Raw genomic sequence first — 25868 nt, 5'->3', positions numbered from 1 at the left:
GCGCGGTGCGTTGAACGCGGTGCGCTACTCGCCCTTGGCCTTCGCGATGATCTCCTCGGCGACGTTCCGCGGAACCTCGGCGTAGGAGTCGAACTGCATGGAGTAGCTGGCCCGGCCGGACGTCTTGCTGCGCAGGTCGCCGACGTAACCGAACATCTCCGAGAGGGGCACGAGGCCCTTCACGACGCGGGCACCGGCCCGCTCCTCCATGGCCTGGATCTGACCACGGCGGGAGTTGATGTCGCCGATGACCTCACCCATGTAGTCCTCGGGCGTGGTGACCTCGACGGCCATCATCGGCTCAAGGAGCACGGGGGACGCCTTGCGCGCGGCCTCCTTGAAGGCCTGCGAACCGGCGATCTTGAAGGCGAGCTCGGAGGAGTCGACCTCGTGGTAGCCACCGTCGTGCAGGATCACACGCACACCGGTCATCTCGTAACCGGCGAGGATGCCGAACTGCATGGCCTCCTGCGCACCCGCGTCCACCGAAGGGATGTACTCCTTCGGGATGCGGCCACCAGTCACCTTGTTGATGAACTCGTACGAGGCGTCGCCGCCCTCGATCGGCTCGATGCCGATCTGGACCTTGGCGAACTGACCCGTACCACCGGTCTGCTTCTTGTGCGTGTAGTCGACGCGCTCGACGGCCTTGCGGATCGTCTCGCGGTACGCCACCTGCGGCTTGCCGACGTTGGCCTCGACCTTGAACTCACGGCGCATACGGTCGACCAGCACCTCAAGGTGCAGCTCGCCCATACCACCGATGATGGTCTGGCCGGTCTCCTCGTCCGAGTGGACCTGGAAGGACGGGTCCTCCTCGGCCAGGCGCTGGATCGCGACGCCCAGCTTCTCCTGGTCGCCCTTCGACTTGGGCTCGATGGCGACCTGGATGACCGGCGCCGGGAAGTCCATGGACTCCAGGATCACCGGGGCCTTGTCGTCGCACAGCGTCTCACCGGTCGTGGTCTGCTTCAGACCCATGACGGCGATGATGTCGCCGGCGCCCACCGAGTCGATCTCCTCACGCTTGTTCGCGTGCATGCGGTAGATCTTGCCGATGCGCTCCTTCTTGCCCTTGACGGAGTTCAGCACGGCGGTGCCGGACTCCAGGCGGCCCGAGTAGACCCGGACGAAGGTGAGCTTGCCGAGGTGCGGGTCGCTCATGATCTTGAACGCCAGCGCGGACAGCGGCTCGTCGTCGGACGGCTTGCGCTTGACGACCTCCTCCGGGTCGTTGACGGCGTGGCCCTCGATGGCCTCGACGTCGAGCGGGGAGGGGAGGTAGCGCACGACCGCGTCGAGCAGGGGCTGAACACCCTTGTTCTTGAACGCGGTGCCACAGAACACCGGGGTGACCGTGGTGCCGTCGGACTTGCCGGACGCGATGGTGATACGACGGATCGCGGCGTACAGCTGCTCCTCGGAGGGCTCCTCGCCCTCCAGGTACAGCTCCATGATCTCTTCGTCGTTCTCGGCCACGGCCTCCAGAAGCTTGCCGCGGTACTCCTCGGCAGCCTCGGTGTGGGTGGCCGGGATGTCGACGACGTCGTACATCTCGCCCTTGGTGGCCTCGGCGGACCACACGAGCGCCTTCATGCGGACGAGGTCCACGACGCCCTGGAAGTCGGCCTCGGCACCGATCGGGAGCTGCATGACGATCGGCTGCGCGCCCAGGCGGTCGCTGATCATGTCGACGCAGCGGTGGAACTCGGCACCGGTCCGGTCGAGCTTGTTGACGAAGCAGATACGCGGCACGCCGTAGCGGTCCGCCTGACGCCACACCGTCTCGGACTGCGGCTCCACGCCGGCGACGCCGTCGAACACCGTCACGGCACCGTCGAGCACGCGCAGGGAACGCTCCACCTCGACGGTGAAGTCGACGTGGCCCGGGGTGTCGATGATGTTGATGGTGTGGTCGACGTCCTCCAGCGGCCAGTGACAGGTGGTGGCAGCAGAGGTGATCGTGATGCCACGCTCCTGCTCCTGCTCCATCCAGTCCATGGTGGCGGCGCCGTCGTGGACCTCACCGATCTTGTACGACACACCGGTGTAGAACAGGATCCGCTCGGTGGTGGTCGTCTTGCCCGCGTCGATGTGGGCCATGATCCCGATGTTGCGGACCTTGGCCAGGTCAAGTGAAGTGGTAGCCATAAGGCTTCGGTCTTCTCTCGGTCTCGATGTGGGTAGCGACTACCAGCGGTAGTGCGCGAAGGCCTTGTTGGACTCGGCCATCTTGTGCGTGTCCTCGCGCTTCTTGACGGCCGCACCGAGGCCGTTCGAAGCGTCGAGAAGCTCGTTGAGCAGACGCTCGGTCATGGTCTTCTCGCGACGGGCGCGGGAGTAGCCGACGAGCCAGCGCAGCGCGAGGGTGTTGGCGCGACCGGGCTTGACCTCGATCGGAACCTGGTACGTCGCACCACCGACACGGCGGGACTTGACCTCAAGGGTCGGCTTGATGTTCTCCAGCGCGCGCTTCAGCGTGATGATCGGGTCGTTGCCCGTCTTCTCACGCAGACCCTCCATGGCGCCGTAGACGATGCGCTCGGCGGTGGAGCGCTTGCCGTTCAGCAGCACCTTGTTGATCAGGGAGGTCACCAGAGGGGAGCCGTAAACCGGGTCGATGATGACCGGGCGCTTCGGGGCGGGGCCCTTACGAGGCATTCTTACTTCTCCTTCTTGGCGCCGTAGCGGCTGCGGGCCTGCTTGCGGTTCTTGACACCCTGGGTGTCGAGCGAGCCGCGGATGATCTTGTAGCGAACACCCGGCAGGTCCTTCACACGGCCGCCGCGCACGAGCACGATGGAGTGCTCCTGCAGGTTGTGTCCCTCACCCGGAATGTAAGCGGTGACCTCGATCCCGCTGGTCAGACGCACACGCGCGACCTTACGCAGGGCCGAGTTCGGCTTCTTCGGGGTGGTCGTGAACACGCGCGTGCAGACGCCGCGACGCTGAGGGGAACCCTCAAGTGCGGGCGTCTTGTTCTTCTCGACCTTGTCCTGCCGGCCCTTGCGGACCAGCTGCTGGATCGTAGGCACTACTTCTCCGGTTTCTGTGTGCCGAATGGTGAAGCTAACCTGGAACGTCGCCGACCCACGCGGTCGGGTGTGTCGGACCCTGCGGACCCCTGCCGCAAGGCAGAAGGGGGCACGGATCACGGTGGCCCCTTCGTCACTCCGGTGCGGTTTGAAGGCACGCACGAGGGTCAGGGCACACCCCAGGCACAAGGTCTGAGCGTACCCAGCGCAATCACTCCGGTCAAAACAAAAGGAGCGGGACCGCTTGCGGGGGGTGTGAGCTGGGGTTTTGAGGGCGGGTTCCGATATACCACAGAAGCGAACGACATGCGAACGAAGCGCGGCGCGAGGTGCCGGGGTTCGATTGAGCGGGTGTGCGACGCTTATCCGATCTTCCGCTCGCCGGTCCCCTGCAGTGTCCCTTCAGGGCCGCGGGGCTGGGTAAACGTGCGGCTCCGCCGCGTGGGTCCAGACGCCGGGAGCCCCATTGCGGGGCGACGAAGAAGGTAATGGGGAGAGCCGGGCGCGGGGACCGAGCCGAGCCGGGCGCGGGGCCGGGTGTCGTCCACCGCCGGGGCCCGGGCCGGGATCCGCGCCGGATCCCGCGCCGGATTCCGCGCGGTGGTCGGCGCTGGATTCCCCGCCGGGGCCCGCCGTGGTCCACGCCGGGGCCCGCGCCGTGGTCGCGTCGGGATCCACGCCATGGTCGCGCCGTGGTCGCGCCGGGATCCACGCCATGGTCGCGCCGTGGTCGCGCCGGGATCCACGCTGTGGTCGCGCCGTGGTCGCGCCGGGATCCACGCCATGGTCGCGCCGTGGTCGCGCCGTGGTCGTGCCGGGATCCCCGCCGGGGCCCGCGCCGTGGTCGCGTCGGGATCCACGCTGTGGTCGCGCCGTGGTCGCGCCGTGGTCGCGCCGGGATCCACGCCGTGGTCGCGCCGGATTCCCCGCCGGGGCCCGCGCCGTGGTCGCGTCGGGATGCGCTACGTGCGGCGCCGGGCGGCCGTGCGTTCCGCCGCGAAGACGTCCTCCAGGCGGAAGAGGGCGGCCCGGCCGGCCTTTCCGGCGGCCTTGAGGTGGCCCAGCTGGACCCATTTCCTGATGGTCGCCGGGGCGACCCCGGCCTCCTGGGCGGCGAGCGGCCCGGGGATGAGGGTGGGCGAACCCGGGCTCGTCATCGGTGGCTCCACTCCCCCTCGTCCCAGGTGTGCCGGTAGGCCGGGTCGTCGTGGCAGCCGCAGTCCGGGTCCGCGCAGCGGCAGGCGGGGTTCACACAGAGGACGGCGGCGCGGTCCGGGAAGGCCCGCAGGGAGACGGAGTCGCACCAGGGGCAGCGCCCGGAGACGCGGACGACGGTCTCGGTGTCGCCCAGGGCGCGGGCGCAGCGCCGGGCCATCCGACGGGTCTCGTCCCGGACGTGGGCGGCGAGGACGGGGTCGGCGGCGATGCCGTCGAGGAGACCGACGATCCGGCGCAGCCGCTCGGGCACGGAGGCCCGGCGGACGCGCGGCAGCCCGAGCCGGTCCCGTATCGCTTCTTCCAGCTCCATGACCCCGTCGGTGATGTCGCGGATGGTGTCGGAGATGTGCAGCCGCAGGGGCGCGGCGCTGTGACCGGGGGCCACGAGTCCGTGGGCCTGCTGGAGAAGCAGGGCCTCGGCGCGCTCCTCGCGGAGCCGGGCGGCGAGGTCCGCGGAGGGCGGGGCGGGCGCCGGGCGGGGGGACGGGGTGGTGCGGCCGGGGGCGAGCTCGACGGCCAGCTCGGGGAACTGCTGGAGAAGCAGGCCGATCCAGAGGGCGGCGCTGTCGGCGGGGCGGTCTTCGGAAGGCGGATGTGCGGGGCCGGTACGACGGTCAGGCAACGGAGCCTCCGCGGCGCGGGGCGCCCTGGACGACCGGGTTCCGCAGGGCCGGCAGGAGATGCGCGGGGATCTCGACCGGGCGGCCGCGGCGCCAGAGGCGGCCGCCGCAGACGCCGTCGAACCAGTTGTCGGCGGGGGCGACGGCCTCCTCGCAGTGGCGCCGGACCGGGCAGCGGGCGCAGGCCCGCAGCGCGGGGGCGGCCTCCTTCACCTTCTTCGAGAAGACGACCCGGGGCGGGAGCCCCGCGCAGGCGGCCGCGGCCTGCCAGGCGGGTGGTGGGCATGAGCCGGTGACGGACATGGGGCCTCCCAGTGTGGTTCCGGTGTGGCTGGTGACGTCGCCCTGTGTGGCTGGTGTGAGGCGAGCGCCGTCCAGACTTACAGATTGCGCGCGCGCTCGCAACAAATATGCCAGTGGCCCTTTCGGGAGATCATGGAAAGAACGGGATGATCCGGGCATGCATCCTCGCGAAATCCCCCCTGCTGCACGGGACTTCCCCGGTGCTTGCGCAAGAGCACGTAATTCCGTGCGCGCAAGCAAGCTAAACTTGCTGCTCCCCGAAGGAAGCGAGCCCTCAGATGACCAGCCAGGATCTGGACGCGTTCGCCGCGTGGGTCGAAGACCTGATGCGCGGCCGCGGCTACGACATCGACAGCCCACGCGGCGGCGGCAAGTCGCGGATAGCGGACGAGGCGGGGGTCCATCGCGCCGCCGTCACCCGTCTGCTGCAGCGGCAGAGCATGCCGGACCTCGAAACGACCCGCAGGCTCGCGCGCGTGCTGGGCGTCCCGGTCCGCGAGATGCTCATCCGTTCCGGCCGTCTCACGGCGGAGGAACTGGCCGACCCGCACGACTACTTGGCCTCACCGGCGCCCGGCGCGGAGTTCACCCGCCGCCCCACGCTGGAGGAGGTGGCCGACCTGCTGGGAGTGCCGGCCGACCGACGGGAGATGTTCGTGCGAGTGGTGGAACAGTTCCTGCCGAACGACACGCACGACCAGGAGGAGCCCCGCCCCCTGACGGCCGCGGCGGCGACCGCCGACTGAGCTCCAGCGCTCGCCGCTCTTGTCGCCGGACGCGCCATCGAGACGCCCGTGGGCCGACGGGTGTTCCTCACACCCCCCACCACACTCGCAATCAACCACCCCGGATCCTCCCTCCGCCCCCTTTCGATCACCTCACCGATTTAGTTGCGTGCGCGCACGCACATCTGTCACAGTTGGTGCAGCGGCGGAGCTGTGCCCGCAGGCCGGCCGCACACATCCCAACGCTGCCCGAGGTGATCCGGCATGACCACACCCACCCCACCGGCCTCGTTCCCCGACGTGGAGGCCATGATCGTCGACGTCCTGAAGGACGACTCGCGGCTCTCCGGCGCCGCCGTCGCCGTGCAGGCGCCGTCCGGCTTCGACGGCACGACCGCCGCCGTCTTCGTGAACCGCCGCGGCGGCGCCTGGGTCGGCGAACTCCACGTCGACCATCCAGTGATCGAGCTGGAGGTGTACGGCCCGACGAAGCAGGCCGCCCACGTCCTGGCCAACGACGCCCGTCAGGCTCTGCTGTCGATGGCGAACAACCGGTACGGCACGAACCTCGTCACGGACGTGGAGGAACAGGACGGCCCGCGCTGGCTGCCCGACTACCTCTACTCCGCGGCCAACCGCTACGTCACCTTGATGAAGGTGTCCGTGGACGTCTACTGACGGACGCGACCCTCCGCACCCCACAGACCGAAGGCCCCGCCACCCGGCGGGGCCTTCGTCGTACCCGGACACCACCGGGTGCGGCACCGACCCACCCCGATATCCACAAGGAGAGACCACCATGGCAGGAACCAACTCCTCCGAGATCCGCATCGCCGGCGTAGGCCGCCTCTACGTCGCCACCGCCGACACCAAGGTCCCGACGACCTTCTCCTCCGACACCTCCACCGACTGGGCGAGCTGGAAGAACCTCGGCTTCACCTCCGGTGACGGCGTCACCTTCTCCAAGAAGGACAAGCTGGAGCCGGTCGACGTGTGGCAGGCCGTCAGCCCGGTGCACTTCGTGTACTCGGACCGCGACCTGACCCTGAAGTTCTCGCTGATGCAGTTCAACGAGGACACGCTGCCGTTCTTCATGGGCGGCGGCACGGTGGACGCGGTGACCGGTTCGACCGGCGTCTACAAGTACGACATCGCCGACCGCCCGTTCGCCGACGTGCGCGCCCTCGGCCTGGAGTTCACGGACGTCAAGGCGAGCGACGGCACCACCGTCACCTACCGGTTCGGCATCCCGCGCGGCCAGGTCACCGCGGCCGACGACATCAAGCTGGCCCGCAAGTCGGCGGCCCAGCTCGGCATCACCTTCACGGCGATGGCCGCCGCCGACGGCTCGGCGCTGGCCAGCTTCGTGATGAAGGACGCCGCTTACGCCGCGTCCTGACCCACCGGGGTGGGGCGGACCCCGGTCCGCCCCACCCCTTCCTCCCCCTCCTTCTTTCTCTGCCCAAGGAGTCTCCATGGCCCGTTTCGACGTCAACGCGGCGCGCGCCCAGCGCCTCGAAGCCCTCGGCCGTACCTGGTCGTTCGAGCTGGACGGCGAGAGCTACACCCTGCCCACCGAGCTGACCCGCGCCACCGCCAAGGCACTGCGCAGGCTCGACGACAACGACGTGGACGGACTGCTGCGCCTACTGCTCGGCGAGAAGCAGTTCACCCGCTTCGAACAGCACGAGGTCACCATGCAGGACATCGCCGCCATCCTGGAGGCCTACGGCAAGGAGACCGGGCTCGGCCTGGGGGAAGGCTGAGCCTCGTCGGGTTCGTCGACGAACACGCCGAGGCGCTCGAAGCGGACCTGCTCCGCTACTACGGCATCGACCTGCTCGACTGGCACCGCGAGACGCTGACCGCACGCCGTCTCGCGCTGCTCGTCAAGCACCTGCCGCGCGACAGCGCGCTGAACAGGGAACTGCACGGCGAGGCCGCCGAGTGGTCGGTGTCCGACCATCTCCTGGCTGCCGCCGTGGACCATCTGGCTGCGGCGAACTGGATGTTCGCGAGCGTCAACTCGGAGGAGGGCGACCAGCCGGAGCCACCGGCGCCGGTGCCGAGGCCGTCGTACGACGACGAGGCACCCCCGGCCGAACCGGACCCGGAGCCGGACCCGGCCCCCTCCGATGCGACACCGTCGGCCGGACAGCTGGCCCGCTTCTTCGGCTGACCACGCTGTACGGCGCTCTACTCGTCCCGGCGCCGACTCGGGGCCCGGCCCTCCAGCTCGTCCGCGAGGGCCCGGGCCTTTTCGGAGAGCCGGGCGCCGGACTGGTCGCCCTGCTCCTGCTGCCCCCGCTCCGCGCCGCCCGCCCCCCGCCCCTTGTCCCGGCCACCGCCGGAAGCGTCCCGCTGCAACGGCGGCACACTGGGCCGCCCGTTCCGCCGTACCACCGAACGCCGTTCGGCGGCGGCCGGCACCACCCGTCTCTCCCGCACCTCACGGGCGGACAGCAGGGTGTCGGCGCCGGGCCCGGCGTCCGTTCCGTCGTCGGCATCCCCGCCGCCCTCCCACGGCGTCCCGTCCGCGACGGACCGCTCCCGCTCCCCGCGCCGCTCTACCCGCGTCAATTCGGGCGGCGGCCGCAGAAGCTGCACATACGGCAGCGGAATGACCGCGCCGTCCCCGTCGGACTGCCCTGCGGGCCTGCGCGCCCGCCGAGGCCGCCGCCCCGTCCGGGCGTCCTCCTGCCCTTGCAGATAGGCGGCGGTGATCCGCTGCTCGTACGCCTGTCGTACCGCCGGAATCCGCTCGTCCACCACGTCGGCCCAGCCTGCGCTGTACGCGGCCGTCTCACGCCGGTCGAGCTCACCTCGCGGCAGGATCACCAGATCCCCGGGGTCGTACCCGAGGCTCAGGACCAGCTCGGAGAGACGAGCGATGAGATGTGGCAGATCGGCGGCCTGTTCGAGCCAGTCGACCGCATGCCGTTGCCGCGCGTTGCCCGCGTCCCCGTCCCCGTCCACCCCATAGGCCTTGCTCTCGTCCCTGCCCCCATCGCGCCCCCCGCGCGAGGACGGCCGCCCGTTGGCCGTCCGCCGTCGTATGACAGGCCCTCAGGTCCGTTGTGAGGCCACACCGTTCACTTTCGATTCACCGACGGGAGAACGGCGGGATCCTACTCCACACTTCCGGCACAACCTCCACCGCACCCCCGGCATCACCGCAGGTCCGGCCCGGGTGGCAACGGAGAGTGAAATTAACCGCCTTCCGCAAACACGGAGCGACACCACCGGATTACTCGTACACTAGTTCGAACAGACGCTTCGAACGCGTCAGGAGCGCACACCTGTACCACCAGCCCAGCGGACAGACCGGAAAGCAGGACGACGACATGGCGACTGGCACGAGCAACTTCCCGCAGCAGCCGATCGACACCTACTCCCGCCTCGCCCACCTCCTGCACTCCCCCGCGCCCGATCGCGAGGCACTGCTCGACCGGCTGTACGAGGAACTGCTCACCCGCGAGTCCCGCGCCTACGCGGCCGGCTGGACGGACGCGCTGACGCAAGCGCGCCGAAGCCACCGCTGACTCCTACGGCGAACGTGCACCACACCGGCTTCTCGCCGCACCCCGCCCGGTGCCACCCCCACCGCCGCGCCACCGCCTCGACCAGCCGCAGCCCCCTCCCGCGCTCCATCAACGGGTCGCTGCCGACGGCCAGTTGGGGCACCGAACCGGACTCCCGCCGCACCCGAGGAACCCATGCCCGGCGCGACATCCCAGAGTCCGCCTCCGGCTGCGGTGAGCCGACAGACCGACGAGGACCGTTCCGGCGTCCCCCCGGTTCCGTCGCCGTACCGGTCGCGGCCGTCCGCACGGGGGCCGGCACTCAAAGCGTCCCTCCGGAGATGCTGAAGGCGGTGAGGGCGAGCATGAGCGTCAGCACCGTCCCACCCAGCACACGGTTCCGGACGTCCTTCATCGACACCGGCCACAGGAAGGCGACATTCGGCTTCCCCGGGTTGTAGACCACGTCATGCCGATCCCCCGTGCGGACCGACGATCCGTTCACCACGGTCAGCCGGTGACGCGAACCGGTGGCATCCGCGAACTCGTAGACGGCGAACACCTTGCCCACCTGTCCACGGGCGTGCCCGACGCACTCGGCGTCACTCTTCACGCCTTTGCGGCCAAGCACGTACATACGCCATGCGGGCAGGAAACTCACCCACACCACAACAATCCAAATCGCCAGAAGAAGGACATTAAGGACTATCGTTCCCGCTTTCACGGCGGCAATCTACAACACTCGGACAGCTTTCGCAGGCTTTCGATGCCGTTCTCCCCCCAGAAGAAGGTGAGAATATGAGCAAATACGTCACGCATGAGGAACTGGAACACCGGCTGACCGACGTCGAATCCGATTTTTCGAAGGACTCAGAAAAAACCTCCGAGGGTTTGAAAGGTCAGTTCTCCAAACAAATCGCCGGCCTCAAGAACGACTTGGCGAAGAAGGCCGACCAGTCCCCGGTCGACCACCTTGAGTCGGTGCTCAGCTCGTTCTTCGGAAAAGACATCGCGGCAACCGATCAGGCCATCTACGCAAGCAACCAGTGGCTCACATGGAACCCCAGCGCCATCGCCGTCACAGAAGGCGGAATCAGCGTCCTCGGCGCCCAGATCCAGTTCCCGTGGGTCAAGCACATCGAGCGGATGCTGGGTCGTGAATCCGTCGACACGAAAGCGCTGAAGGACACGAGCGACACGCACGGTCGGCGCATCGGACACCTCGAAGGCGTGGTCAGGCAGGTGCTGGGCGGACAGGCGCACCTCGCCGAGACCGCCCGCGTGAGCGCGACCGGGCAGGCCAACGAGGCGCAGCGACGCTCGGGCGACCGGCGCCTCAGGCCGGAGAACGCGGAACAGTACCGGCAAACGGCAGAGGGACTGAACAGGCTGGCCGGCGAACTGGACGTGATCAAGGAAAGGGCCGAGGCCCTTGAAAGGACTCTCGGCAGCGCCTGACGCATGCCGGTCAGGCCGACAAACGAAAGCAACGAGAAGAGGAGCAGCACGTGTCTCTTGTCGCAGCGTTCGGCAGATCTGCGACCGCGCTCCAGCGGTTCAGGACACAGGCCGAAGGCGCAGCAGGCGCCGCGAAAAACATCGGGGACAAGGCGCGGACCGGTGAGGGTGACCTCAAACGGCTCAAGAGTGCGACCGAGGGGTCCGCTCGGGAATTGAAGGGGCTCAAGACCGCGGCCGACCAGGCGGAGCGGTCCGTAGGCAAGGCGGGCAAGACCGGAGAGAAGAGCGGCGGACTGCTCGGCAGATTCAAGTCCGGAGCCGACAAGGCCGGGACGGGAATGAACGGGCTGAACAAGTCGATGAAGGGCAATGTCATCGGCGTGCTGCTCGGCCTGCTCGCCCCGCTGATCAGCATGGTCGTCGACATGGCCCTCCGGTCGAAGACCATGCAGAAGATCATGAAGCAGGCCTTCGAGGTCATCCACACCGTGATCAGCAACGTCATGAAGGCCGTCGGGCCGATCATGAAGAACGCGGGCACGCTGATCAAGTCGGTCTGGAACGGCATCAAGACGGCCATCACCAACATCGTCAAGGCCGTCGCCACCGTCATCCGCACGTACGTCAACATGTGGAAGTCGATCATCACCGGCGTGCTCAACGCGATCCGCTCGGTCGTCTCCAACGTGTGGAAGGGCATCAAGGCCGTCATCTCGCCGGTCGTCAGCTGGGTCAGGTCCGCGATCCCGAACGCCTTCCAGGCCGTCAAGGACCGGCTGTCCAGCATCTGGGGCGGGCTCAAGGGCATCGCGGGCCGCGCCTTCGACGGCATCAAGGGCGCGGTCCGCGGCCCGATCAACGCGGTCATCGGCATCATCAACTCCGCGATCGGCGCCCTCAACGGCATCCACGTCTCCATCCCGGGCTGGGTGCCGATGGTCGGCGGCAAGACGTTCGGCGTCAGCCTGCCGAGGATCCCCGCGCTGGCCACCGGTGGTGTCGTCATGCCTCGCTCCGGCGGTGTCCCCGCGCTGCTCGCCGAGGCCGGTGAGGCGGAGGCCGTGCTGCCGCTCAGCAAGCTCGACCGGCTGCTGAAGCGGGCGGCCGCGCGCGGGCGGGCGTATGCCGGGGTCTCCGGCCCGGACGGCAGCGCGCTGCACATCGAGCACTACTACGCGGCCGAGACCAGCAGCCCGCAGCGGACCGCCGACGCGCTGATGTTCCTGGCGAAGGCGCGCGGATGAGCAGCGCGGGGACCCGGACGGGGCTGGAGGGGACCGCGGGAGCGCTGAGCCGTATGCGGAGCGCGGCCGAGGCGACCGCACGCGCCCTCAAGGCGTCCGTCACCGGGTTCAAGGACGCCACCACCGCCGCCGACCGCATCCGCTCGGCCGCCGAGGCGGACACCGCCGCGCTCCGCGAGACCAGGACCCGCGCCCAGTCCGCCGACGCCGCGCTGGCCGGGGCGGGCCGCACCGCTTCCGCCGCCGCCACCGGCGTCAAGGCAGCGGCCGACAAGGCGGGGGGCGGCAAGGGCTCCCTGGGAAGGCTGGCACTGGGCGTGGGGGGTGCTCTGACCCTGCTCGGGGGTCTGGTCACCGTCACCGGTCCGGTCGCCAAGCTGATGACCGCCCTCGGGGTCGCCATGACCGTCGGCTCGATCGCCATGGACGCCATCAACGTCGGCATGCGGGCCAACCCGTTCGGGTTCGTGCTCGCGCTGTTGGTACCCCTGGCCGGCTACCTGATCGACCTGGCCCTCAACTCCGAGACCGGCCGGCGCCTGATGCAGCAGCTCGCCAAGCTGATCCTCCACTACGTCCAGAGCTACCTGGCCGTCCTCACCCCGCTCCTCAAGGCCATCGCGACCGTGGTCGGCACGTACGTCACCGGCTACCTCACCCTCATCACCGGAGTCCTCACCGCCCTCTCCACCCTCATCGGCACCGGCTTCGCCCTCCTCAAGGCGCTCACCACCGGCGACACCCGGGCGCTGAGCGGCAAGGTGTCGGCGGTCTGGAGCGGGTTCAAGAACGCCGTCCGGCCGGTCCTGGACTGGATCACGAAGGACATCCCCAAGGGGTTCGGCCGCATCAAGGACGCCACCTCCAACACCCTGCACGCCATGGGCCAGTTCGTCACCACCGGCGCGCAGACCGTCGCCGGGGTGATCAAGGGCCCGATCCAGGGGCTCGTCGCCTTCGCGAACTGGGTGATCGACGGGCTGAACAAGCTCAGCTTCAGCTTCTTCGGCAAGAAGTTCGGCGTCCATCTCAGCAAGATCCCGATGCTCGCGGAGGGCGGGGTCGCCGTCCCCGGCGCCACCCGGACGGGCAAGGTGCTCTCCCTCACCGCCCTGGAGCGCCAGCGGGCCCTCGCCCGCCGCGACGGCGCGAAGGCCCAGCCCCGCCACCGCATCAAGGAGTTCCACGAGAGCCACGGCGCCGGCGCCCATGCCACCGCGACCGACCTGCTCTTCCTGGCCTCCGCCCACGCCTGCCCGTGACCACTGTGAGGTGAAGGCCCGATGGCCGACCTGACCACAACCGCATACACCGACGACGTTCCCCCCGGCTCACTCATCACCCGCGACGGGCAGATGCAGTGGGCCGGACTGCTGATGGGCGCCGGTACACCGTACGAGATCGGCAGCGACGGGCTCAGCGGCTGGGAGGACCTGCCCGACTACGACACCACCGACGCCGACCACCCCACCGCGCACGGCGCCTGGCCGGGCGCGCGCTACGCCAAGCCCCGCAAGGTCGGCGGCACGGTGTGGACCGTACCGACGGCCGACGACACCGACTCCTCCCTCGCCGCGATGCGCGCCCTGCGCCAGGCCCTGCTGCTCGGCGACGACGAGCGGTGGCTGGCGGTGCGGCTGCACGGCGAGACCCTCGCCGTCCGGGCCCGCGTCAGCCAGCGCGTGCTCACCACCGACCGGACGTACACCACCCAGGGCGTCTCCAGGGCGTCCGTGCAGTGGTACGCCACCGATCCGCGCCGTTACGCCGTCGACGAGCAGGCCGCCGTGACCGGTGCCCCGCAGCCGGAGAGCGGGCTCACCTGGCCGCTGACCTGGCCGCTGTACTGGGGCCAGGCTGCCTCGACCGGTGACGTCAGCGCCGACAACAACGGCTCGGCCCCGACCCACCCCGTGCTCACCTTCACCGGCCCCTGCACCAACCCGACCGTCACCGACCGCACTTCGGGCCGCAGGCTCCGCTACGAGATCGGGCTCGCGGCGGGTGACGAGCTGGTCGTCGACACCGCGGAAGGGACGGTCACCCTCAACGCCACCGCCTCCCGCCGGCACACGGCCGCCGCCGACAGCGGCCCCGAGGAGCTGTTCGCCTTCGAACCGGGCCGCGCCCAGCTGGCGTTCCGCCCCGACACCTACGGCACCGGCGCCCAGCTCTCCGTCCGCTGGCGCTCGGCGGAGTGGTGATCACATGACCGTCACCGCGTCCTGGCTCAGCCCCACCGGCCAGACCCGGCAGGACACCCGGCTCACCCTCTCCGGCCTGCTCACGATCAACGCCAGCGCGGCCGAGAACGTCCCCCTCAAGGGGCGCGGCGGCATCGTTCCCGGCGGGTTCACCCTCACCGGCGGCACCGGAACGATGGCGTTCACGATCGGCACCGGCCGGGCCTTCGTGCAGAGCGGGCGGATCCTGCAAGGCGCCTACCCGGTGGCCGTCACCGACCCGGAGAACCTGACCGTCCCGGACGGCGACGCCCAGTACGCCCGGATCGACCTCGTCGAACTCGCCGTACTCGACGACGAGTTCGACGCCACGGGGGTCGACCGGGCCGTGGTCCGCCTGGTCCGGGGCACCCCCGCCGCCACCCCCGTCGCGCCCGGCACCCCCGACGGCCAGGCCCTGCCGCTCTACCAGATCCTGGTGCCCGCCGGCGCCTCGGCCGGTAACGGCGGGATCGCCTGGGACACGGCGGTCACCAGCCTGCGCTACGCGACCGCCGCCCTCGGCGGCATCGTCCCGGCCAGCGGCTTCAACGGCGCCTACGCCGGCCAGTACCGCGACACCCCGGGCACGCTCCAGCGCTGGGACGGCTCGGCGTGGGTGTCCTATCCCAAAGCGGTCGGCGGGATCGCCCCCGTCGGCGCGCTCAGCACCGGCAGTTACGTCGGCCAGTACCAGGAGAACGCGAGCGGGCTGCTGCAGCGCTGGGACGGCAGCGCCTGGCAGTACGCCGAAGGCCGGTCCAAAATCCTGCTCAGCGTCGAACAGGGCACCGCCCAGTCCGTCGCCACCGGCAGCTGGACCCAGATCACCATGGCCACCACCGATGTGGACGACGTCAGCGGATGGTCCGGGTCGAACACCTACACCGTGCCCCGCGCCGGGTGGTGGCGGGTCACCGCGGCCATCACCTGGTTCACCGAGTCGACCAGCGGTTCGCGCGGTGCCCGGATCTACCAGAACGGTGCCGGGGTACCGCGCGCCACCTGGCTGGTCGGCGCCGGGCCGGGCGCGACCAGCGTCGGCGGCAGCGCGCTGATCAAGTGCGCGGCCGGCGACAAGCTCGCGCTGTACGGGCTGCAGAACTCGGGCTCGACGCTCACCACTCTCGGCGGCTCCGGCTACGCCACCAACCTCACGGCCGAATGGCTCCGTTCCTGACCTCCGCCCGCACCACACCACAGGAGACCTGCAGATGAACCTGCGCAGCTCATGGGTGGCCGAGACCGGCCAGACCCGCGAGGACACCCGGCTGACCCAGCTGGGCGCGACCACACCGGCCAACCCGCTCGAAGTCCGCTCCGGCATCCTGCCCGGGTCGTACGACGGCCTGTACCGGATGTCCGGCTACTGGATGGACGGCACCACCGGCTCCATGAAGGCCACCGTCCACGAGGGCCGGGCCGTCATCGCGGCCGGCGCCGGCCAGGGCGCCTACCCGGTCACACTGCCGGAACCGGCGACCCTCACCTTCGCCGACGGCGACGCCTCCAACCCGCGCATCGACCTCGTCGTCCTCAGGATCTACGACTCGCTGTACGACAACTCCGGGCAGACCAAGGCCGCCCTGGAGATCGTCCAGGGCACCCCGGCCACCACCCCGGTCGCGCCGGCCGCCCCGGCCATCGCGCTGCCGATCTACCAGGTCGCCGTCCCCGCCGGAGCCAGCGCCGGCAAGGGCGGCCTCGACTGGAGCACCGCCCTCACCGACCTGCGCACCCCCACCGTCGCGGTGGGCGGCATCCTGCCGGCGTACGGCGAGACCGGCAACGGCGCCTATCCCGGCCAGTACCGCGACTCCGGCGGCGCGCTGCAGCGCTGGGACGGCTCGGCGTGGGTGTCGTACCCGAGCGCGCTCGGCGGCATCGCCCCGGCCGGCGCCGTCACCACCGCCAGCTACACCGGGCAGTACCGGGACTCCTCGGCCGGGCTGCTGCAGCGCTGGAACGGCTCGACGTGGGTGTCGTACCAGCCGGTGCCGGCCTGGACCGACTACACGCCGGTGTGGCGCGCCGAGACCGGTACCGCGCCCACGATCGGCAACGGCACGCTCACCGGGTCGTACGTGAAGACGGGCACCGTCGTCCACGTCCGGATCTATCTGCTGATCGGGTCGACGACCAACCTCTCCGCACAGGACGCCAACGCCAACTGGACGTTCTCGCTGCCGGTCGCGCCGGTCTCCACCGCGTGGAAGCTGGACGGGCGGGTGCTGACGGCGGTCGCCTACGACGCGTCGGCCCAGCTCTTCTACCAGGGCACCGGCCTGCTCGCGACGGCCAACGGCGGCGTCGTCCGGTCGCTGCGCGACGGGGTCGCCGCCACCACCGCGATCTGGGACAAGTCGGCGCCCATCACCTGGGCCGCCGGTGACGTGCTGTCCGTCTACGGCACCTACGAATCCGCTTCCTGACCGCAGGCGTCGCGCCCCCACACAAAGGAGTTCACCATGCCCGTACGCTCCGGCTGGCTGTCCCCGGACAGCCAGACCCGCGAGGACACCCGGCTCGTCCCGCTCGGCGCCCTCTCCCCGACCTCGCCGGTGGGCACCCGCTCCGGCGTCCTGCCGGGCTCCTACAACGGCCAGTACCGCCTGTCCGGCTTCACCCTGACCGGCATCACCAACACCATGACCGCCACGGTCAGTCCGGGCCGGGCCGTCATCCAGGCCCCCGACTCCCAGACCACGCCCAGCACCCGGGGTGCCTACCCGGTCGCGCTGCCCGACTACGTGACGATCGCCTTCGACAACGGCGACGCCCAGTACGGCCGGGTGGACCTGGTCGTGCTGCGCGTCTACGACGACACCTACGACGGCTCCGGCCGCACCGAGGCCGTCGTCGAGATCATCAAGGGCACGCCGGCCGCCACCCCGGTCGCGCCCACCGCCCCGGACCTGGCCCTGCCGCTGTACCAGGTCGCCGTCCAGGCCAACGCGAGCGCGGGAACCAGCGCCATCGCCTGGACCACGGCCCTGACCGGCCTGCGCACGGCCACCGTCGCGATCGGCGGCATCCTGCCCGTCAGCACCGACACCAGCATCGGCTCCTACCCGGGCCAGTACCGGGACGTCGACGGAGTGCTCCAGCGCTGGTCCGGCACCGCCTGGGCCGACTACCAGCCGCCCCTCGTCGTGGAGACCACCACGACCGGCGCCACCGCCACGGGCAACTGGAGCCTGACATCCTTCAGCGCCCGGCGCACGCGCGGCGTCTGCTCGTTCACCCTCGCCCTGAACCGGACGACGAGCAGCCTCACCGCCACGGCCGCCGGCACCACCAACCCGGGCAACGTCACCGACGAGCTGATGGCCACACTGCCGTCCGGCTGGCGGCCCGCGGTCGACAGCTACGCGATCGCGACCGACGGATTCGCCAGCGGCGCGGCCCGGATCGCCGTCGACGGCTCCGTCTCCCTCGTCACGTGGGCGACCAGCGGAGTGATCCAGGTCGGCAACAACGTGCGTGTCTGCACGTCCTTCGTGCTGTGACCGCCGGCCGGCCAAGGAGCTGACAGCCCATGCCCACGAACACGCCCTACCGGGCGATCTTCTGCGACCTGCTCACCGACAACACCATCGACATCCTGCCGCTGCGCGACGTCACCGTCGACGACTACATCGGCAAGGCCGGCTCGCTCTCGGGCACCGTCCCCGTCCCCAACGCGGAGATGGCCGCACGGGTCCGGCGCATCGAGGAGGGCCGCACCTCGGTCTACCTCCAGCGCGGTACCGACCTGTGGTGGGGCGGAATCATCTGGACCAGCACCCTGCAGAGCGACGACCAGGGGATCCTCACCCTCGGCATCCAGGCGGCGACCTTCGAGTCGTACGCGGGACGACGGATGATCCGGCCCGTGAACACCGCCGACAAGACGCTCTCCTTCCCCGACAACGACCAACTGGACATCGCCCGGGGGCTGTGGGCCGACATGCAGACGGGCCTGGACGGCGGGAACATCCTCGTCACCCCCGGCGCCGAGACCTCCGGTGTCCACCGCACGGTCAGCTACCGGGACGGCGACGAGACCTCCTACCAGGACGCGCTGGACTCGCTGGCCGCCCTGGAGGACGGCTTCGAGTACCACGTCACCGTCTACACCGACCCGGTCTCCGGGAGCCGGGTGCGCCGCCTGGTGCTGGGCCACCCGAGGATCGGGACCGGCTCCACCGACCTGGTCCTGGACCGGCCCGGCACGATCCTGTCGTACTCCTTCCCGCGCGACGCCACCCGCGGCGGCACCACCGCCCGGGCGCGCGGCGCGTCCATCAACTCCGACCAGGCCAGCGAGTCCCGGCCGCTGGCCTCCGCGATCGCGGTCGCCGACCAGCTGATCGAACAGGCCGGCTATCCGCGTATCGACCTGACCTCCGACCACAACGACATCTCCGACCAGGCCACCCTGGACGCCCTCGCCCGCGCCGAACTGGCCGCGGCGACCGGTGCGGTGGTGATCCCCGAGATCAGCATCCGCCTCGACGACCTGGTGCCGACCGCGCTGCTCGGCCGCACCGCGCGGGTCCGGATCACCGACGAGTGGTTCACCGAGGGCCTGGACGTCCGCTACCGGATCATCGGCGTCAAGGTCAGCCCGGCCCAGCGCGGCCGCCCGGACACCGCCGAGCTCTACCTGGAGGAGGCCGCCTGATGCCCCAGCTCCCCGAAGACATCATCGACCGGCTCACCCAGATGGAACGCCGGATCCAGCAGCTGTCCACCGCCGTCAACACCCGGCCCGCCCAGAACACGGTCACGGGCGGCGCGGTGGAGATCACCGGCGGCGGCTCGCTGGCCGTCCGGCCACCGTCCGGCGGCCCCGCCATCTTCGCGGTCGGCAAGTGGACCGGCGCCGAGTACGGCCTGGCGATGCGCCGCCAGACCGGCCAGCTGGCCCTGAGCCTGTACAACGGCGACAGCACCGCCACCGGGCTGCAACCGCTGCGCATCTACGACTCGGCCAACCGTGAGCTGATCTCCGACGACGTGGCCACCGGCGGCCTCGCCCGGCCCTGGCTGAACATGCTGCCGCCCCAGGACACGGCCGTGGCCCGCTGGCCGCAGACCACCACGACCAGCGGCTTCACGACGATCGCGATGTCGTACAACGTCGTCTGGCAGCCGAACATGCGGCTGCTGATCAACACCCGGGCCAGCTCCGGCGCCACCGGTCAGGTCCAGGTGCTGGTCAACGGCGTCCAGTGGGGCGGTGTCGCCGGCACTCCGGCGGACTTCGACTACTCGGGCCCGATCAGCTCCGACTTCGCCTCCGTCTACAACACCCTGCTCAAGGTGGAGATCCAGGCCATGGTCACCAGCACCTCCGGCACCGTCTACGCCAACCCCGTGCTCATGTACGGCCGTCAGACCTGAGAGAGGACCTCATGGACATCGACACCACCCAGCCCTGGGGCCTGGCCATCGACTTCGCCGGCCGGGCCACCATCACCGAGGCCGGCCACACGGTCTACGTCAACGTCTCCGACACCAGCCTGAGCACCGTGATCGGCCCGGACTCGATCACGGGCACCTACTCGCCCGTGAACATCTCCGCCCAGTTCACGGAGACCGGCACCAACGGCGCCGTCCTGCGCGGCATCGGCCGGGTCACCGTCCAGCCCGTCGGCACGGACCCGGTCGTCCCGGACCAGACCGCGATCCAGCGCGCGGTGGCCGCCGCCCTCGCCAACTTCGCGGACAGCACGGCCGCTTACACGGCCCTGTGCGCGAAGTGGACGACCACCGGGGACGGTTCGGACGCCGGCGCTTCGGGCAACACCGGTTCGGGCGACGGCGGCTCGACCGACGGCAGTTCGGTCGACAGCAGCTCGGCCGACGACACTTCGGTCGACGGCGGCTCGGCCGACGGCACTTCGGATACGACGGCCGCGGCCACCGACACCGGATCCGCCTGAGTCCTCCCCCTCCATCGCACGCACGCCCCGAGCCGTACCCGCCGGCCGGGGTTTTTTCATGTCCGCATCTCCTCGAAGGAACCGCCCATGGCCACACCCCTCTCCGCCGACGCCCTCGTGTCCGCCCTGCGTGCCGAGGGCGTCGCCGTCGTCGAGCACGACGGCTGGCGCACCCACAACCGTGCGGGTCACGGAGCCTGGGGCCCGGTGAACGGCGTGATCATCCACCACACCGTGACCTCCGGCACCAGCACCTCCGTCAGCATGTGCTTCGCCGGCCGCTCCGACCTGCCCGGCCCGCTCTGCCACGGCGTCATCGCCAAGGACGGCACGGTCCACCTCGTCGGCAACGGCCGCGCCAACCACGCCGGCAGCGGCGACGGCGACGTCCTGGCCGCCGTCATCGCCGAGAGCGCCGCCCTCCCGGCACCGAACCAGAACAACACCGACGGCAACGTCCACTTCTACGGCTTCGAGTGCGTCAACCTCGGCGACGGCAAGGACCCCTGGCCCGACGTCCAGCTGGACGCCATGGTCCGGGCGTCGGCCGCGCTGTGCCGGGCGCACGGCTGGAGCGCGCGGTCGGTCATCGGCCACAAGGAGTGGACGAACACGAAGATCGACCCCCGCGGTTTCGCGATGGCCGACTTCCGGAGCCGGGTCGCCGCCCGGCTGCAGACAAAGACCTCCCCCGGCACCACCGCCTACCAGCCCTTCCCGGGCGCCGCGTGGTTCCGGAAGAACCCGAAGTCGGCGATCGTCACCGCGATGGGCAAGCGGCTGGTGGCCAACGGCTGTTCGGCCTACTCCGCCGGGCCCGGCCCGCAGTGGACCGAGGCCGACCGGGCGTCGTACGCCAAGTGGCAGCGCAAGCTCGGCTACACCGGCTCCTCCGCCGACGGCTGGCCGGGCGCGAAGTCCTGGGCGGCGCTGAAGGTCCCGTACAGCTCCTGACCGCCGTCCGACCGCCGTCCGAAGAAACGAGGTTCACGATGTCAGAGGCCGCCAAGCGCACCCTCCGTACCGTCGTACAAACCGCTGTCGGCCTGTGCGTCCTGCTGCCGACGGTCGTCGACGCCGCCGGCATCCCGGACACCCTCCCCTGGGCCGCCGGCGCGCTGGCCGTCGCGGCCGGGGTCACCAGGGTCATGGCCCTGTCGGCCGTACAGGCGCTGCTGCCGGGCTGGCTGCGGACGGACGTGGCGACGAACACCGACGCCACCCTCCTGAAACTGGCCAGGCCGGACACGGAACGGAGGGACGCATGACCGAACCGTCCGCGGTGCACTACCTCTCCGACCCGACCGCCGTCGCCGTCGAGCTGGAGCGGCTGCGCGGGACCGTCGAGGCCGGGTTCGCCCGGGTCGACGGCTCGCTCGCGCTGCTCGTCCAGCGCAGCGACCAGACCGACAGGCAGCTCGCCGAGCACGAGCAGCGCCTGGACGCCCTGGAACGGACGCGGTGGCCACTCGCCAGCATCGGCGCGCTGGCCGCCCTGGCCACGGTGGTGGTGACGGCGCTGGAGCTCACCGCTCGCTGAAACGCCGAAGGGCGGTCACCCCGTACGAAACGGGGTGACCGCCCTTCAGAACCAACTACTACTGGTTGTAGGGACCGTAGTCGTAGTCCTCCAGCGGGACGGCCTGGCCGGAGCCGGTGCCGAACGGCGAGTAGTCGATGTCGTCGTAGCCGACGGCCGAGTACATCGCGGCCTTCGCCTCCTCGGTCGGCTCGACCCGGATGTTGCGGTAGCGGGACAGACCCGTACCGGCCGGGATGAGCTTACCGATGATGACGTTCTCCTTCAGACCGATGAGGCTGTCGGACTTGGCGTTGATCGCCGCGTCCGTCAGGACTCGGGTCGTCTCCTGGAAGGAGGCCGCGGACAGCCACGACTCCGTCGCCAGCGACGCCTTCGTGATACCCATCAGCTGCGGACGGCCGGAGGCCGGGTGACCGCCCTCCTGGACCACACGACGGTTCTCGTGCTCGAACTTCGAGCGCTCGACCAGCTCGCCGGGCAGCAGCTCGGCGTCGCCGGACTCGATGATCGTCACGCGGCGCAGCATCTGCCGGATGATGATCTCGATGTGCTTGTCGTGGATCGACACACCCTGCGAGTTGTACACCTTCTGGACCTCGCCGACCAGGTGGACCTGGACGGCACGCTGGCCCAGGATGCGCAGCACGTCGTGCGGGTTGGTGGCACCCACGGTGAGCTTCTGGCCCACCGAGACGTGCTCGCCCTCGCTGACCAGGAGCCGGGCGCGCTTCGAGATCGGGAACGCCGTCTCGTCGCTGCCGTCGTCCGGGGTGATGACGATCTTCTTGGTCTTCTCGGTCTCCTCGATCCGCACCCGGCCCTCGGCCTCGGAGATCGGGGCGACGCCCTTCGGGGTACGGGCCTCGAAGAGCTCGACGACACGCGGCAGACCCTGGGTGATGTCGTCACCGGCCACACCACCGGTGTGGAAGGTACGCATCGTCAGCTGGGTACCGGGCTCACCGATGGACTGGGCGGCGATGATGCCGACCGCCTCACCGATGTCGACCAGCTTGCCGGTGGCCAGCGAACGGCCGTAGCACATGGCGCAGGTGCCGACGGCGGACTCGCAGGTCAGGACCGAGCGGGTCTTGACCTCAGCGACGCCACGGGCCACCAGTTCCTCGATGAGGACGTCACCGAGGTCGGTGCCGGCCGGGGCCAGGACCTGACCGTCGACCACGATGTCCTCGGCGAGGCAGCGCGCGTACACGGACGTCTCGACGTTCTCCGCCTTGCGCAGCACGCCGTCCGCGCCGACCTCCGCGATGTGCAGCTTAAGGCCGCGCTCGGTGCCGCAGTCCTCCTCGCGGATGATGACGTCCTGCGAGACGTCCACCAGACGACGGGTCAGGTAACCCGAGTCGGCGGTACGCAGGGCGGTGTCGGCGAGACCCTTACGGGCACCGTGCGTGGAGATGAAGTACTCCAGCACGGACAGACCCTCACGGAAGGACGCCTTGATCGGACGCGGAATGGTCTCGTTCTTGGCGTTCGACACCAGACCACGCATACCGGCGATCTGCCGCATCTGCATCATGTTTCCTCGGGCACCCGAGTCAACCATCATGAAGATGGGGTTCGTCTTGGGGAAGTTCTCGTTCATCGCCTCGGCGACCTCGTTGGTCGCCTTGGTCCAGATCGCGATGAGCTCCTGCGTGCGCTCTTCCTTGGTGATCAGACCGCGCTCGTACTGCTTCTGGACCTTCTCGTCCTGCGCCTCGTAGCCCGCGACGATCGCCTTCTTCGCCTCGGGGACGACGACGTCGGAGATGGCCACGGTGACACCGGAGCGGGTGCCCCAGTAGAAGCCGGCCGCCTTCAGGTTGTCGAGCGTCGCCGCCACGATGACCTTGGGGTAGCGCTCGGCCAGGTCGTTGACGATCTCGCCGAGCTGCTTCTTGCCCACCGAGTAGTCGACGAACGGGTAGTCCTCGGGCAGCAGCTCGTTGAAGAGCGCGCGGCCCAGGGTGGTGCGCAGCCGGAAGGTGTCACCGGTCTGGTACTCCGGCTCGCCCTCCTCGACGGCCGGCGGGGTCCAGCCGCGCGGCGGGATGGTGCCCACCGGGAAGCGGATGTCGATCGCCGACTGCAGCGCCAGCTCGCCGGCGTCGAACGCCATGGTCGCCTCGGCCGTGGAGCCGAACGCACGGCCCTCGCCCTTGGTGTCGCGCAGCTCGCCGTCGGTGGTGAGGAAGAACAGACCGAGGACCATGTCCTGGGTCGGCATCGTCACCGGACGGCCGTCGGCGGGCTTGAGGATGTTGTTCGAGGACAGCATCAGGATGCGGGCCTCGGCCTGCGCCTCCGCGGACAGCGGCAGGTGCACGGCCATCTGGTCACCGTCGAAGTCCGCGTTGAACGCGGTGCAGACGAGCGGGTGGATCTGGATGGCCTTGCCCTCGACCAGCTGCGGCTCGAAGGCCTGGATGCCGAGGCGGTGCAGGGTGGGCGCACGGTTCAGCAGCACCGGGTGCTCGGCGATGACCTCTTCGAGGACGTCGTACACGACGGTGCGGCCGCGCTCCACCATGCGCTTGGCGGACTTGATGTTCTGCGCGTGGTTCAGGTCGACCAGGCGCTTCATCACGAACGGCTTGAAGAGCTCCAGCGCCATGGCCTTGGGCAGACCGCACTGGTGCAGCTTCAGCTGCGGGCCGACGACGATCACGGAACGCGCCGAGTAGTCGACTCGCTTGCCGAGCAGGTTCTGACGGAAGCGACCCTGCTTGCCCTTGAGCATGTCGCTCAGGGACTTCAGCGGGCGGTTACCGGGACCGGTGACCGGGCGACCACGCCGACCGTTGTCGAAGAGGGCGTCCACGGCCTCCTGGAGCATGCGCTTCTCGTTGTTCACGATGATCTCGGGCGCACCGAGGTCGAGAAGGCGCTTCAGTCGGTTGTTCCGGTTGATCACACGGCGGTACAGGTCGTTCAGGTCGGAGGTCGCGAAGCGGCCACCGTCCAGCTGCACCATCGGGCGGAGGTCCGGCGGGATGACCGGCACGCAGTCCAGGACCATGCCCTTGGGGCTGTTGCTGGTCTGCAGGAACGCGGAGACGACCTTCAGGCGCTTGAGCGCACGGGTCTTCTTCTGGCCCTTGCCGGTGCGGATGATCTCGCGGAGCTTCTCGGCCTCCTCGTCGAGGTCGAAGGACTCCAGGCGCTTCTGCAGCGCCGCGGCACCCATCGAGCCGTCGAAGTACGTGCCGAAGCGGTCGCGCAGCTCGCGGTAGAGCAGCTCGTCGCCCTCCAGGTCCTGGACCTTGAGGTTCTTGAAGCGGGTCCACACCTCGTCGAGGCGGTCGATCTCGCGCTGCGAACGGTCGCGCAGCTGCTTCATCTCACGCTCGGCGCCCTCGCGCACCTTGCGGCGCACGTCGGCCTTGGCACCCTCGGCCTCCAGCTCGGCCAGGTCGCTTTCCAGCTTCTTGGCGCGGGCCTCCAGGTCGGCGTCCCGGCGGTTCTCGACCTGCTGGCGCTCCACGGAGACATGCGCCTCCAGGGAGGGCAGGTCACGGGTACGACGCTCCTCGTCGACGAACGTGATCATGTACGCCGCGAAGTAGATGACCTTCTCAAGGTCCTTGGGAGCCAGGTCGAGCAGGTAGCCCAGCCGGCTCGGGACACCCTTGAAGTACCAGATGTGCGTGACGGGCGCGGCCAGCTCAATGTGGCCCATCCGCTCACGGCGCACCTTGGCGCGCGTGACCTCGACGCCACAGCGCTCGCAGATGATGCCCTTGAAGCGGACGCGCTTGTACTTGCCGCAGTAGCACTCCCAGTCCCGGGTGGGGCCGAAGATCTTCTCGCAGAAGAGCCCGTCCTTTTCCGGCTTGAGGGTGCGGTAGTTGATGGTCTCGGGCTTCTTGACCTCGCCGTGGCTCCACTGACGGATGTCGTCAGCGGTGGCCAGACCGATCCGGAGCTCGTCGAAGAAGTTGACGTCGAGCACTATGCGTCAATCCCTCTCAGGGTTGTGAGTCTTTGGTCTGAAACGGGGGCCTGGGGGTCGGCGGGGCCCTGATGGCTCAGGGCCCGCCGGA

28 protein-coding genes are annotated in these 25868 nt (G+C 69.8%); 19 read left to right on the top strand and 9 right to left on the bottom strand.

The window, feature by feature from the left end; translation table 11 throughout:
* Window positions 1-24: 24 nt before the first annotated feature.
* The 6 genes from fusA to OHB00_RS30580 form a co-directional block, all read right to left on the bottom strand.
* On the bottom strand, window positions 25-2151 hold the full coding sequence (gene fusA / locus OHB00_RS30605; protein WP_406439473.1) for an elongation factor G: 2127 nt from the start codon (window positions 2149-2151) through the stop codon (window positions 25-27).
* A gap of 39 nt (window positions 2152-2190) precedes the next feature.
* Window positions 2191-2661, bottom strand: a complete 471-nt coding sequence (gene rpsG / locus OHB00_RS30600) for a 30S ribosomal protein S7 (protein ID WP_003992340.1) — start codon at window positions 2659-2661, stop codon at window positions 2191-2193.
* A 2-nt stretch (window positions 2662-2663) separates the two neighbouring features.
* Window positions 2664-3035, bottom strand: coding sequence for a 30S ribosomal protein S12 (gene rpsL / locus OHB00_RS30595; protein ID WP_003948652.1), 372 nt, complete (start codon window positions 3033-3035; stop codon window positions 2664-2666).
* A gap of 962 nt (window positions 3036-3997) precedes the next feature.
* A complete protein-coding gene (locus OHB00_RS30590; protein WP_406439471.1) occupies window positions 3998-4192 on the bottom strand; it encodes a hypothetical protein in 195 nt (64 codons plus the stop codon).
* Window positions 4189-4875 (bottom strand): hypothetical protein, encoded by a 687-nt coding sequence (locus OHB00_RS30585; RefSeq protein WP_406439469.1) that lies wholly within the window; start codon window positions 4873-4875, stop codon window positions 4189-4191. The genes OHB00_RS30590 and OHB00_RS30585 overlap by 4 nt, the downstream gene beginning before the upstream one ends.
* Entirely contained in the window at window positions 4868-5176 is a 309-nt protein-coding gene (locus OHB00_RS30580) for a WhiB family transcriptional regulator (protein WP_406439467.1), read from the bottom strand. The genes OHB00_RS30585 and OHB00_RS30580 overlap by 8 nt, the downstream gene beginning before the upstream one ends.
* Before the next feature lie 278 nt (window positions 5177-5454).
* On the opposite strand from OHB00_RS30580, the gene OHB00_RS30575 reads away from it, so the two are divergent.
* The 5 genes from OHB00_RS30575 (at window position 5455) to OHB00_RS30555 (ending at window position 8080) form a co-directional block, all read left to right on the top strand.
* On the top strand, window positions 5455-5922 hold the full coding sequence (locus tag OHB00_RS30575) for a helix-turn-helix domain-containing protein (protein WP_406439465.1): 468 nt from the start codon (window positions 5455-5457) through the stop codon (window positions 5920-5922).
* Window positions 5923-6165: 243 nt separating this feature from the next.
* The gene (locus OHB00_RS30570) at window positions 6166-6579 is read left to right on the top strand and encodes a hypothetical protein (RefSeq protein ID WP_406439463.1); all 414 of its coding nucleotides are present in this window, start codon (window positions 6166-6168) and stop codon (window positions 6577-6579) included.
* 121 nt (window positions 6580-6700) lie between these two features.
* Entirely contained in the window at window positions 6701-7300 is a 600-nt protein-coding gene (locus OHB00_RS30565) for a phage tail protein (protein WP_406439461.1), read from the top strand.
* A gap of 76 nt (window positions 7301-7376) precedes the next feature.
* Window positions 7377-7667 (top strand): hypothetical protein, encoded by a 291-nt coding sequence (locus OHB00_RS30560; RefSeq protein ID WP_406439459.1) that lies wholly within the window; start codon window positions 7377-7379, stop codon window positions 7665-7667.
* A gap of 65 nt (window positions 7668-7732) precedes the next feature.
* Entirely contained in the window at window positions 7733-8080 is a 348-nt protein-coding gene (locus OHB00_RS30555; protein ID WP_406446057.1) for a hypothetical protein, read from the top strand.
* A gap of 17 nt (window positions 8081-8097) precedes the next feature.
* Here the strand turns inward: OHB00_RS30555 and OHB00_RS30550 are convergent, their stop codons facing one another.
* Window positions 8098-8877: a hypothetical protein gene (locus OHB00_RS30550; protein WP_406439458.1), complete on the bottom strand. Its 780-nt coding sequence runs from the start codon at window positions 8875-8877 to the stop codon at window positions 8098-8100.
* A gap of 368 nt (window positions 8878-9245) precedes the next feature.
* On the opposite strand from OHB00_RS30550, the gene OHB00_RS30545 reads away from it, so the two are divergent.
* A complete protein-coding gene (locus tag OHB00_RS30545; protein WP_406439456.1) occupies window positions 9246-9443 on the top strand; it encodes a hypothetical protein in 198 nt (65 codons plus the stop codon).
* Window positions 9444-9744: 301 nt separating this feature from the next.
* Here the strand turns inward: OHB00_RS30545 and OHB00_RS30540 are convergent, their stop codons facing one another.
* Window positions 9745-10146: a DUF3592 domain-containing protein gene (locus OHB00_RS30540; protein ID WP_406439454.1), complete on the bottom strand. Its 402-nt coding sequence runs from the start codon at window positions 10144-10146 to the stop codon at window positions 9745-9747.
* Between the two features lie 74 nt (window positions 10147-10220).
* Between OHB00_RS30540 and OHB00_RS30535 the strand changes: the two genes are divergently transcribed.
* From OHB00_RS30535 to OHB00_RS30475, 13 genes are all read left to right on the top strand, one after another.
* A complete protein-coding gene (locus OHB00_RS30535) occupies window positions 10221-10880 on the top strand; it encodes a hypothetical protein (RefSeq protein ID WP_406439452.1) in 660 nt (219 codons plus the stop codon).
* Window positions 10881-10930: 50 nt separating this feature from the next.
* Window positions 10931-12127 carry a phage tail protein gene (locus OHB00_RS30530; RefSeq protein ID WP_406439450.1) on the top strand — a complete coding sequence of 399 codons (1197 nt, stop codon included), beginning with the start codon at window positions 10931-10933 and terminating at the stop codon, window positions 12125-12127.
* Entirely contained in the window at window positions 12124-13389 is a 1266-nt protein-coding gene (locus OHB00_RS30525; RefSeq protein ID WP_406439448.1) for a tape-measure protein, read from the top strand. Before OHB00_RS30530 ends, OHB00_RS30525 begins: the two co-directional genes overlap by 4 nt.
* Before the next feature lie 21 nt (window positions 13390-13410).
* The gene (locus OHB00_RS30520; protein WP_406439446.1) at window positions 13411-14331 is read left to right on the top strand and encodes a phage distal tail protein; all 921 of its coding nucleotides are present in this window, start codon (window positions 13411-13413) and stop codon (window positions 14329-14331) included.
* 4 nt (window positions 14332-14335) lie between these two features.
* A complete protein-coding gene (locus OHB00_RS30515) occupies window positions 14336-15529 on the top strand; it encodes a hypothetical protein (protein ID WP_406439444.1) in 1194 nt (397 codons plus the stop codon).
* 34 nt (window positions 15530-15563) lie between these two features.
* Window positions 15564-16781, top strand: coding sequence for a hypothetical protein (locus tag OHB00_RS30510; protein WP_406439442.1), 1218 nt, complete (start codon window positions 15564-15566; stop codon window positions 16779-16781).
* A gap of 36 nt (window positions 16782-16817) precedes the next feature.
* Window positions 16818-17858 (top strand): hypothetical protein, encoded by a 1041-nt coding sequence (locus OHB00_RS30505; RefSeq protein ID WP_406439440.1) that lies wholly within the window; start codon window positions 16818-16820, stop codon window positions 17856-17858.
* A 29-nt stretch (window positions 17859-17887) separates the two neighbouring features.
* The gene (locus OHB00_RS30500) at window positions 17888-19015 is read left to right on the top strand and encodes a hypothetical protein (protein WP_406439438.1); all 1128 of its coding nucleotides are present in this window, start codon (window positions 17888-17890) and stop codon (window positions 19013-19015) included.
* Complete coding sequence (locus OHB00_RS30495; protein WP_406439436.1) at window positions 19015-19737, top strand: hypothetical protein; 723 nt, start codon at window positions 19015-19017, stop codon at window positions 19735-19737. The genes OHB00_RS30500 and OHB00_RS30495 overlap by 1 nt, the downstream gene beginning before the upstream one ends.
* Before the next feature lie 11 nt (window positions 19738-19748).
* Window positions 19749-20279 (top strand): hypothetical protein, encoded by a 531-nt coding sequence (locus OHB00_RS30490; protein ID WP_406439435.1) that lies wholly within the window; start codon window positions 19749-19751, stop codon window positions 20277-20279.
* A gap of 87 nt (window positions 20280-20366) precedes the next feature.
* Window positions 20367-21233, top strand: a complete 867-nt coding sequence (locus OHB00_RS30485; RefSeq protein WP_406439433.1) for a peptidoglycan-binding protein — start codon at window positions 20367-20369, stop codon at window positions 21231-21233.
* Window positions 21234-21271: 38 nt separating this feature from the next.
* On the top strand, window positions 21272-21547 hold the full coding sequence (locus tag OHB00_RS30480) for a hypothetical protein (RefSeq protein ID WP_406439431.1): 276 nt from the start codon (window positions 21272-21274) through the stop codon (window positions 21545-21547).
* The gene (locus tag OHB00_RS30475) at window positions 21544-21819 is read left to right on the top strand and encodes a hypothetical protein (RefSeq protein ID WP_406439429.1); all 276 of its coding nucleotides are present in this window, start codon (window positions 21544-21546) and stop codon (window positions 21817-21819) included. The genes OHB00_RS30480 and OHB00_RS30475 overlap by 4 nt, the downstream gene beginning before the upstream one ends.
* Before the next feature lie 58 nt (window positions 21820-21877).
* Here the strand turns inward: OHB00_RS30475 and OHB00_RS30470 are convergent, their stop codons facing one another.
* Window positions 21878-25777 carry a DNA-directed RNA polymerase subunit beta' gene (locus OHB00_RS30470; RefSeq protein WP_406439428.1) on the bottom strand — a complete coding sequence of 1300 codons (3900 nt, stop codon included), beginning with the start codon at window positions 25775-25777 and terminating at the stop codon, window positions 21878-21880.
* Between the last annotated feature and the right edge of the window lie 91 nt (window positions 25778-25868).

The organism is Streptomyces sp. NBC_00631, from assembly GCF_045206895.1.
GTDB lineage: Bacteria > Actinomycetota > Actinomycetes > Streptomycetales > Streptomycetaceae > Streptomyces.
The sequence above is the reverse complement of the archived record's forward strand: the minus strand, read 5'-3'. Positions and strand labels throughout refer to the sequence as shown.

Excerpts from the sequence above, each read along its gene's own strand:
- OHB00_RS30510 (WP_406439442.1), top strand. The coding sequence starts at position 15,564 with ATGAACCTGCGCAGCTCATGGGTGGCCGAGACCGGCCAGACCCGCGAG.
- OHB00_RS30580 (WP_406439467.1), bottom strand. The coding sequence starts at position 5,176 with ATGTCCGTCACCGGCTCATGCCCACCACCCGCCTGGCAGGCCGCGGCC.
- OHB00_RS30575 (WP_406439465.1), top strand. The coding sequence starts at position 5,455 with ATGACCAGCCAGGATCTGGACGCGTTCGCCGCGTGGGTCGAAGACCTG.
- OHB00_RS30590 (WP_406439471.1), bottom strand. The coding sequence starts at position 4,192 with ATGACGAGCCCGGGTTCGCCCACCCTCATCCCCGGGCCGCTCGCCGCC.
- OHB00_RS30480 (WP_406439431.1), top strand. The coding sequence starts at position 21,272 with ATGTCAGAGGCCGCCAAGCGCACCCTCCGTACCGTCGTACAAACCGCT.
- OHB00_RS30490 (WP_406439435.1), top strand. The coding sequence starts at position 19,749 with ATGGACATCGACACCACCCAGCCCTGGGGCCTGGCCATCGACTTCGCC.
- rpsG (WP_003992340.1), bottom strand. The coding sequence starts at position 2,661 with ATGCCTCGTAAGGGCCCCGCCCCGAAGCGCCCGGTCATCATCGACCCG.
- OHB00_RS30570 (WP_406439463.1), top strand. The coding sequence starts at position 6,166 with ATGACCACACCCACCCCACCGGCCTCGTTCCCCGACGTGGAGGCCATG.
- OHB00_RS30525 (WP_406439448.1), top strand. The coding sequence starts at position 12,124 with ATGAGCAGCGCGGGGACCCGGACGGGGCTGGAGGGGACCGCGGGAGCG.
- OHB00_RS30560 (WP_406439459.1), top strand. The coding sequence starts at position 7,377 with ATGGCCCGTTTCGACGTCAACGCGGCGCGCGCCCAGCGCCTCGAAGCC.
- OHB00_RS30485 (WP_406439433.1), top strand. The coding sequence starts at position 20,367 with ATGGCCACACCCCTCTCCGCCGACGCCCTCGTGTCCGCCCTGCGTGCC.
- OHB00_RS30565 (WP_406439461.1), top strand. The coding sequence starts at position 6,701 with ATGGCAGGAACCAACTCCTCCGAGATCCGCATCGCCGGCGTAGGCCGC.
- OHB00_RS30515 (WP_406439444.1), top strand. The coding sequence starts at position 14,336 with ATGACCGTCACCGCGTCCTGGCTCAGCCCCACCGGCCAGACCCGGCAG.
- OHB00_RS30495 (WP_406439436.1), top strand. The coding sequence starts at position 19,015 with ATGCCCCAGCTCCCCGAAGACATCATCGACCGGCTCACCCAGATGGAA.
- OHB00_RS30520 (WP_406439446.1), top strand. The coding sequence starts at position 13,411 with ATGGCCGACCTGACCACAACCGCATACACCGACGACGTTCCCCCCGGC.
- OHB00_RS30545 (WP_406439456.1), top strand. The coding sequence starts at position 9,246 with ATGGCGACTGGCACGAGCAACTTCCCGCAGCAGCCGATCGACACCTAC.
- OHB00_RS30500 (WP_406439438.1), top strand. The coding sequence starts at position 17,888 with ATGCCCACGAACACGCCCTACCGGGCGATCTTCTGCGACCTGCTCACC.
- OHB00_RS30535 (WP_406439452.1), top strand. The coding sequence starts at position 10,221 with ATGAGCAAATACGTCACGCATGAGGAACTGGAACACCGGCTGACCGAC.
- OHB00_RS30505 (WP_406439440.1), top strand. The coding sequence starts at position 16,818 with ATGCCCGTACGCTCCGGCTGGCTGTCCCCGGACAGCCAGACCCGCGAG.
- OHB00_RS30475 (WP_406439429.1), top strand. The coding sequence starts at position 21,544 with ATGACCGAACCGTCCGCGGTGCACTACCTCTCCGACCCGACCGCCGTC.
- fusA (WP_406439473.1), bottom strand. The coding sequence starts at position 2,151 with ATGGCTACCACTTCACTTGACCTGGCCAAGGTCCGCAACATCGGGATC.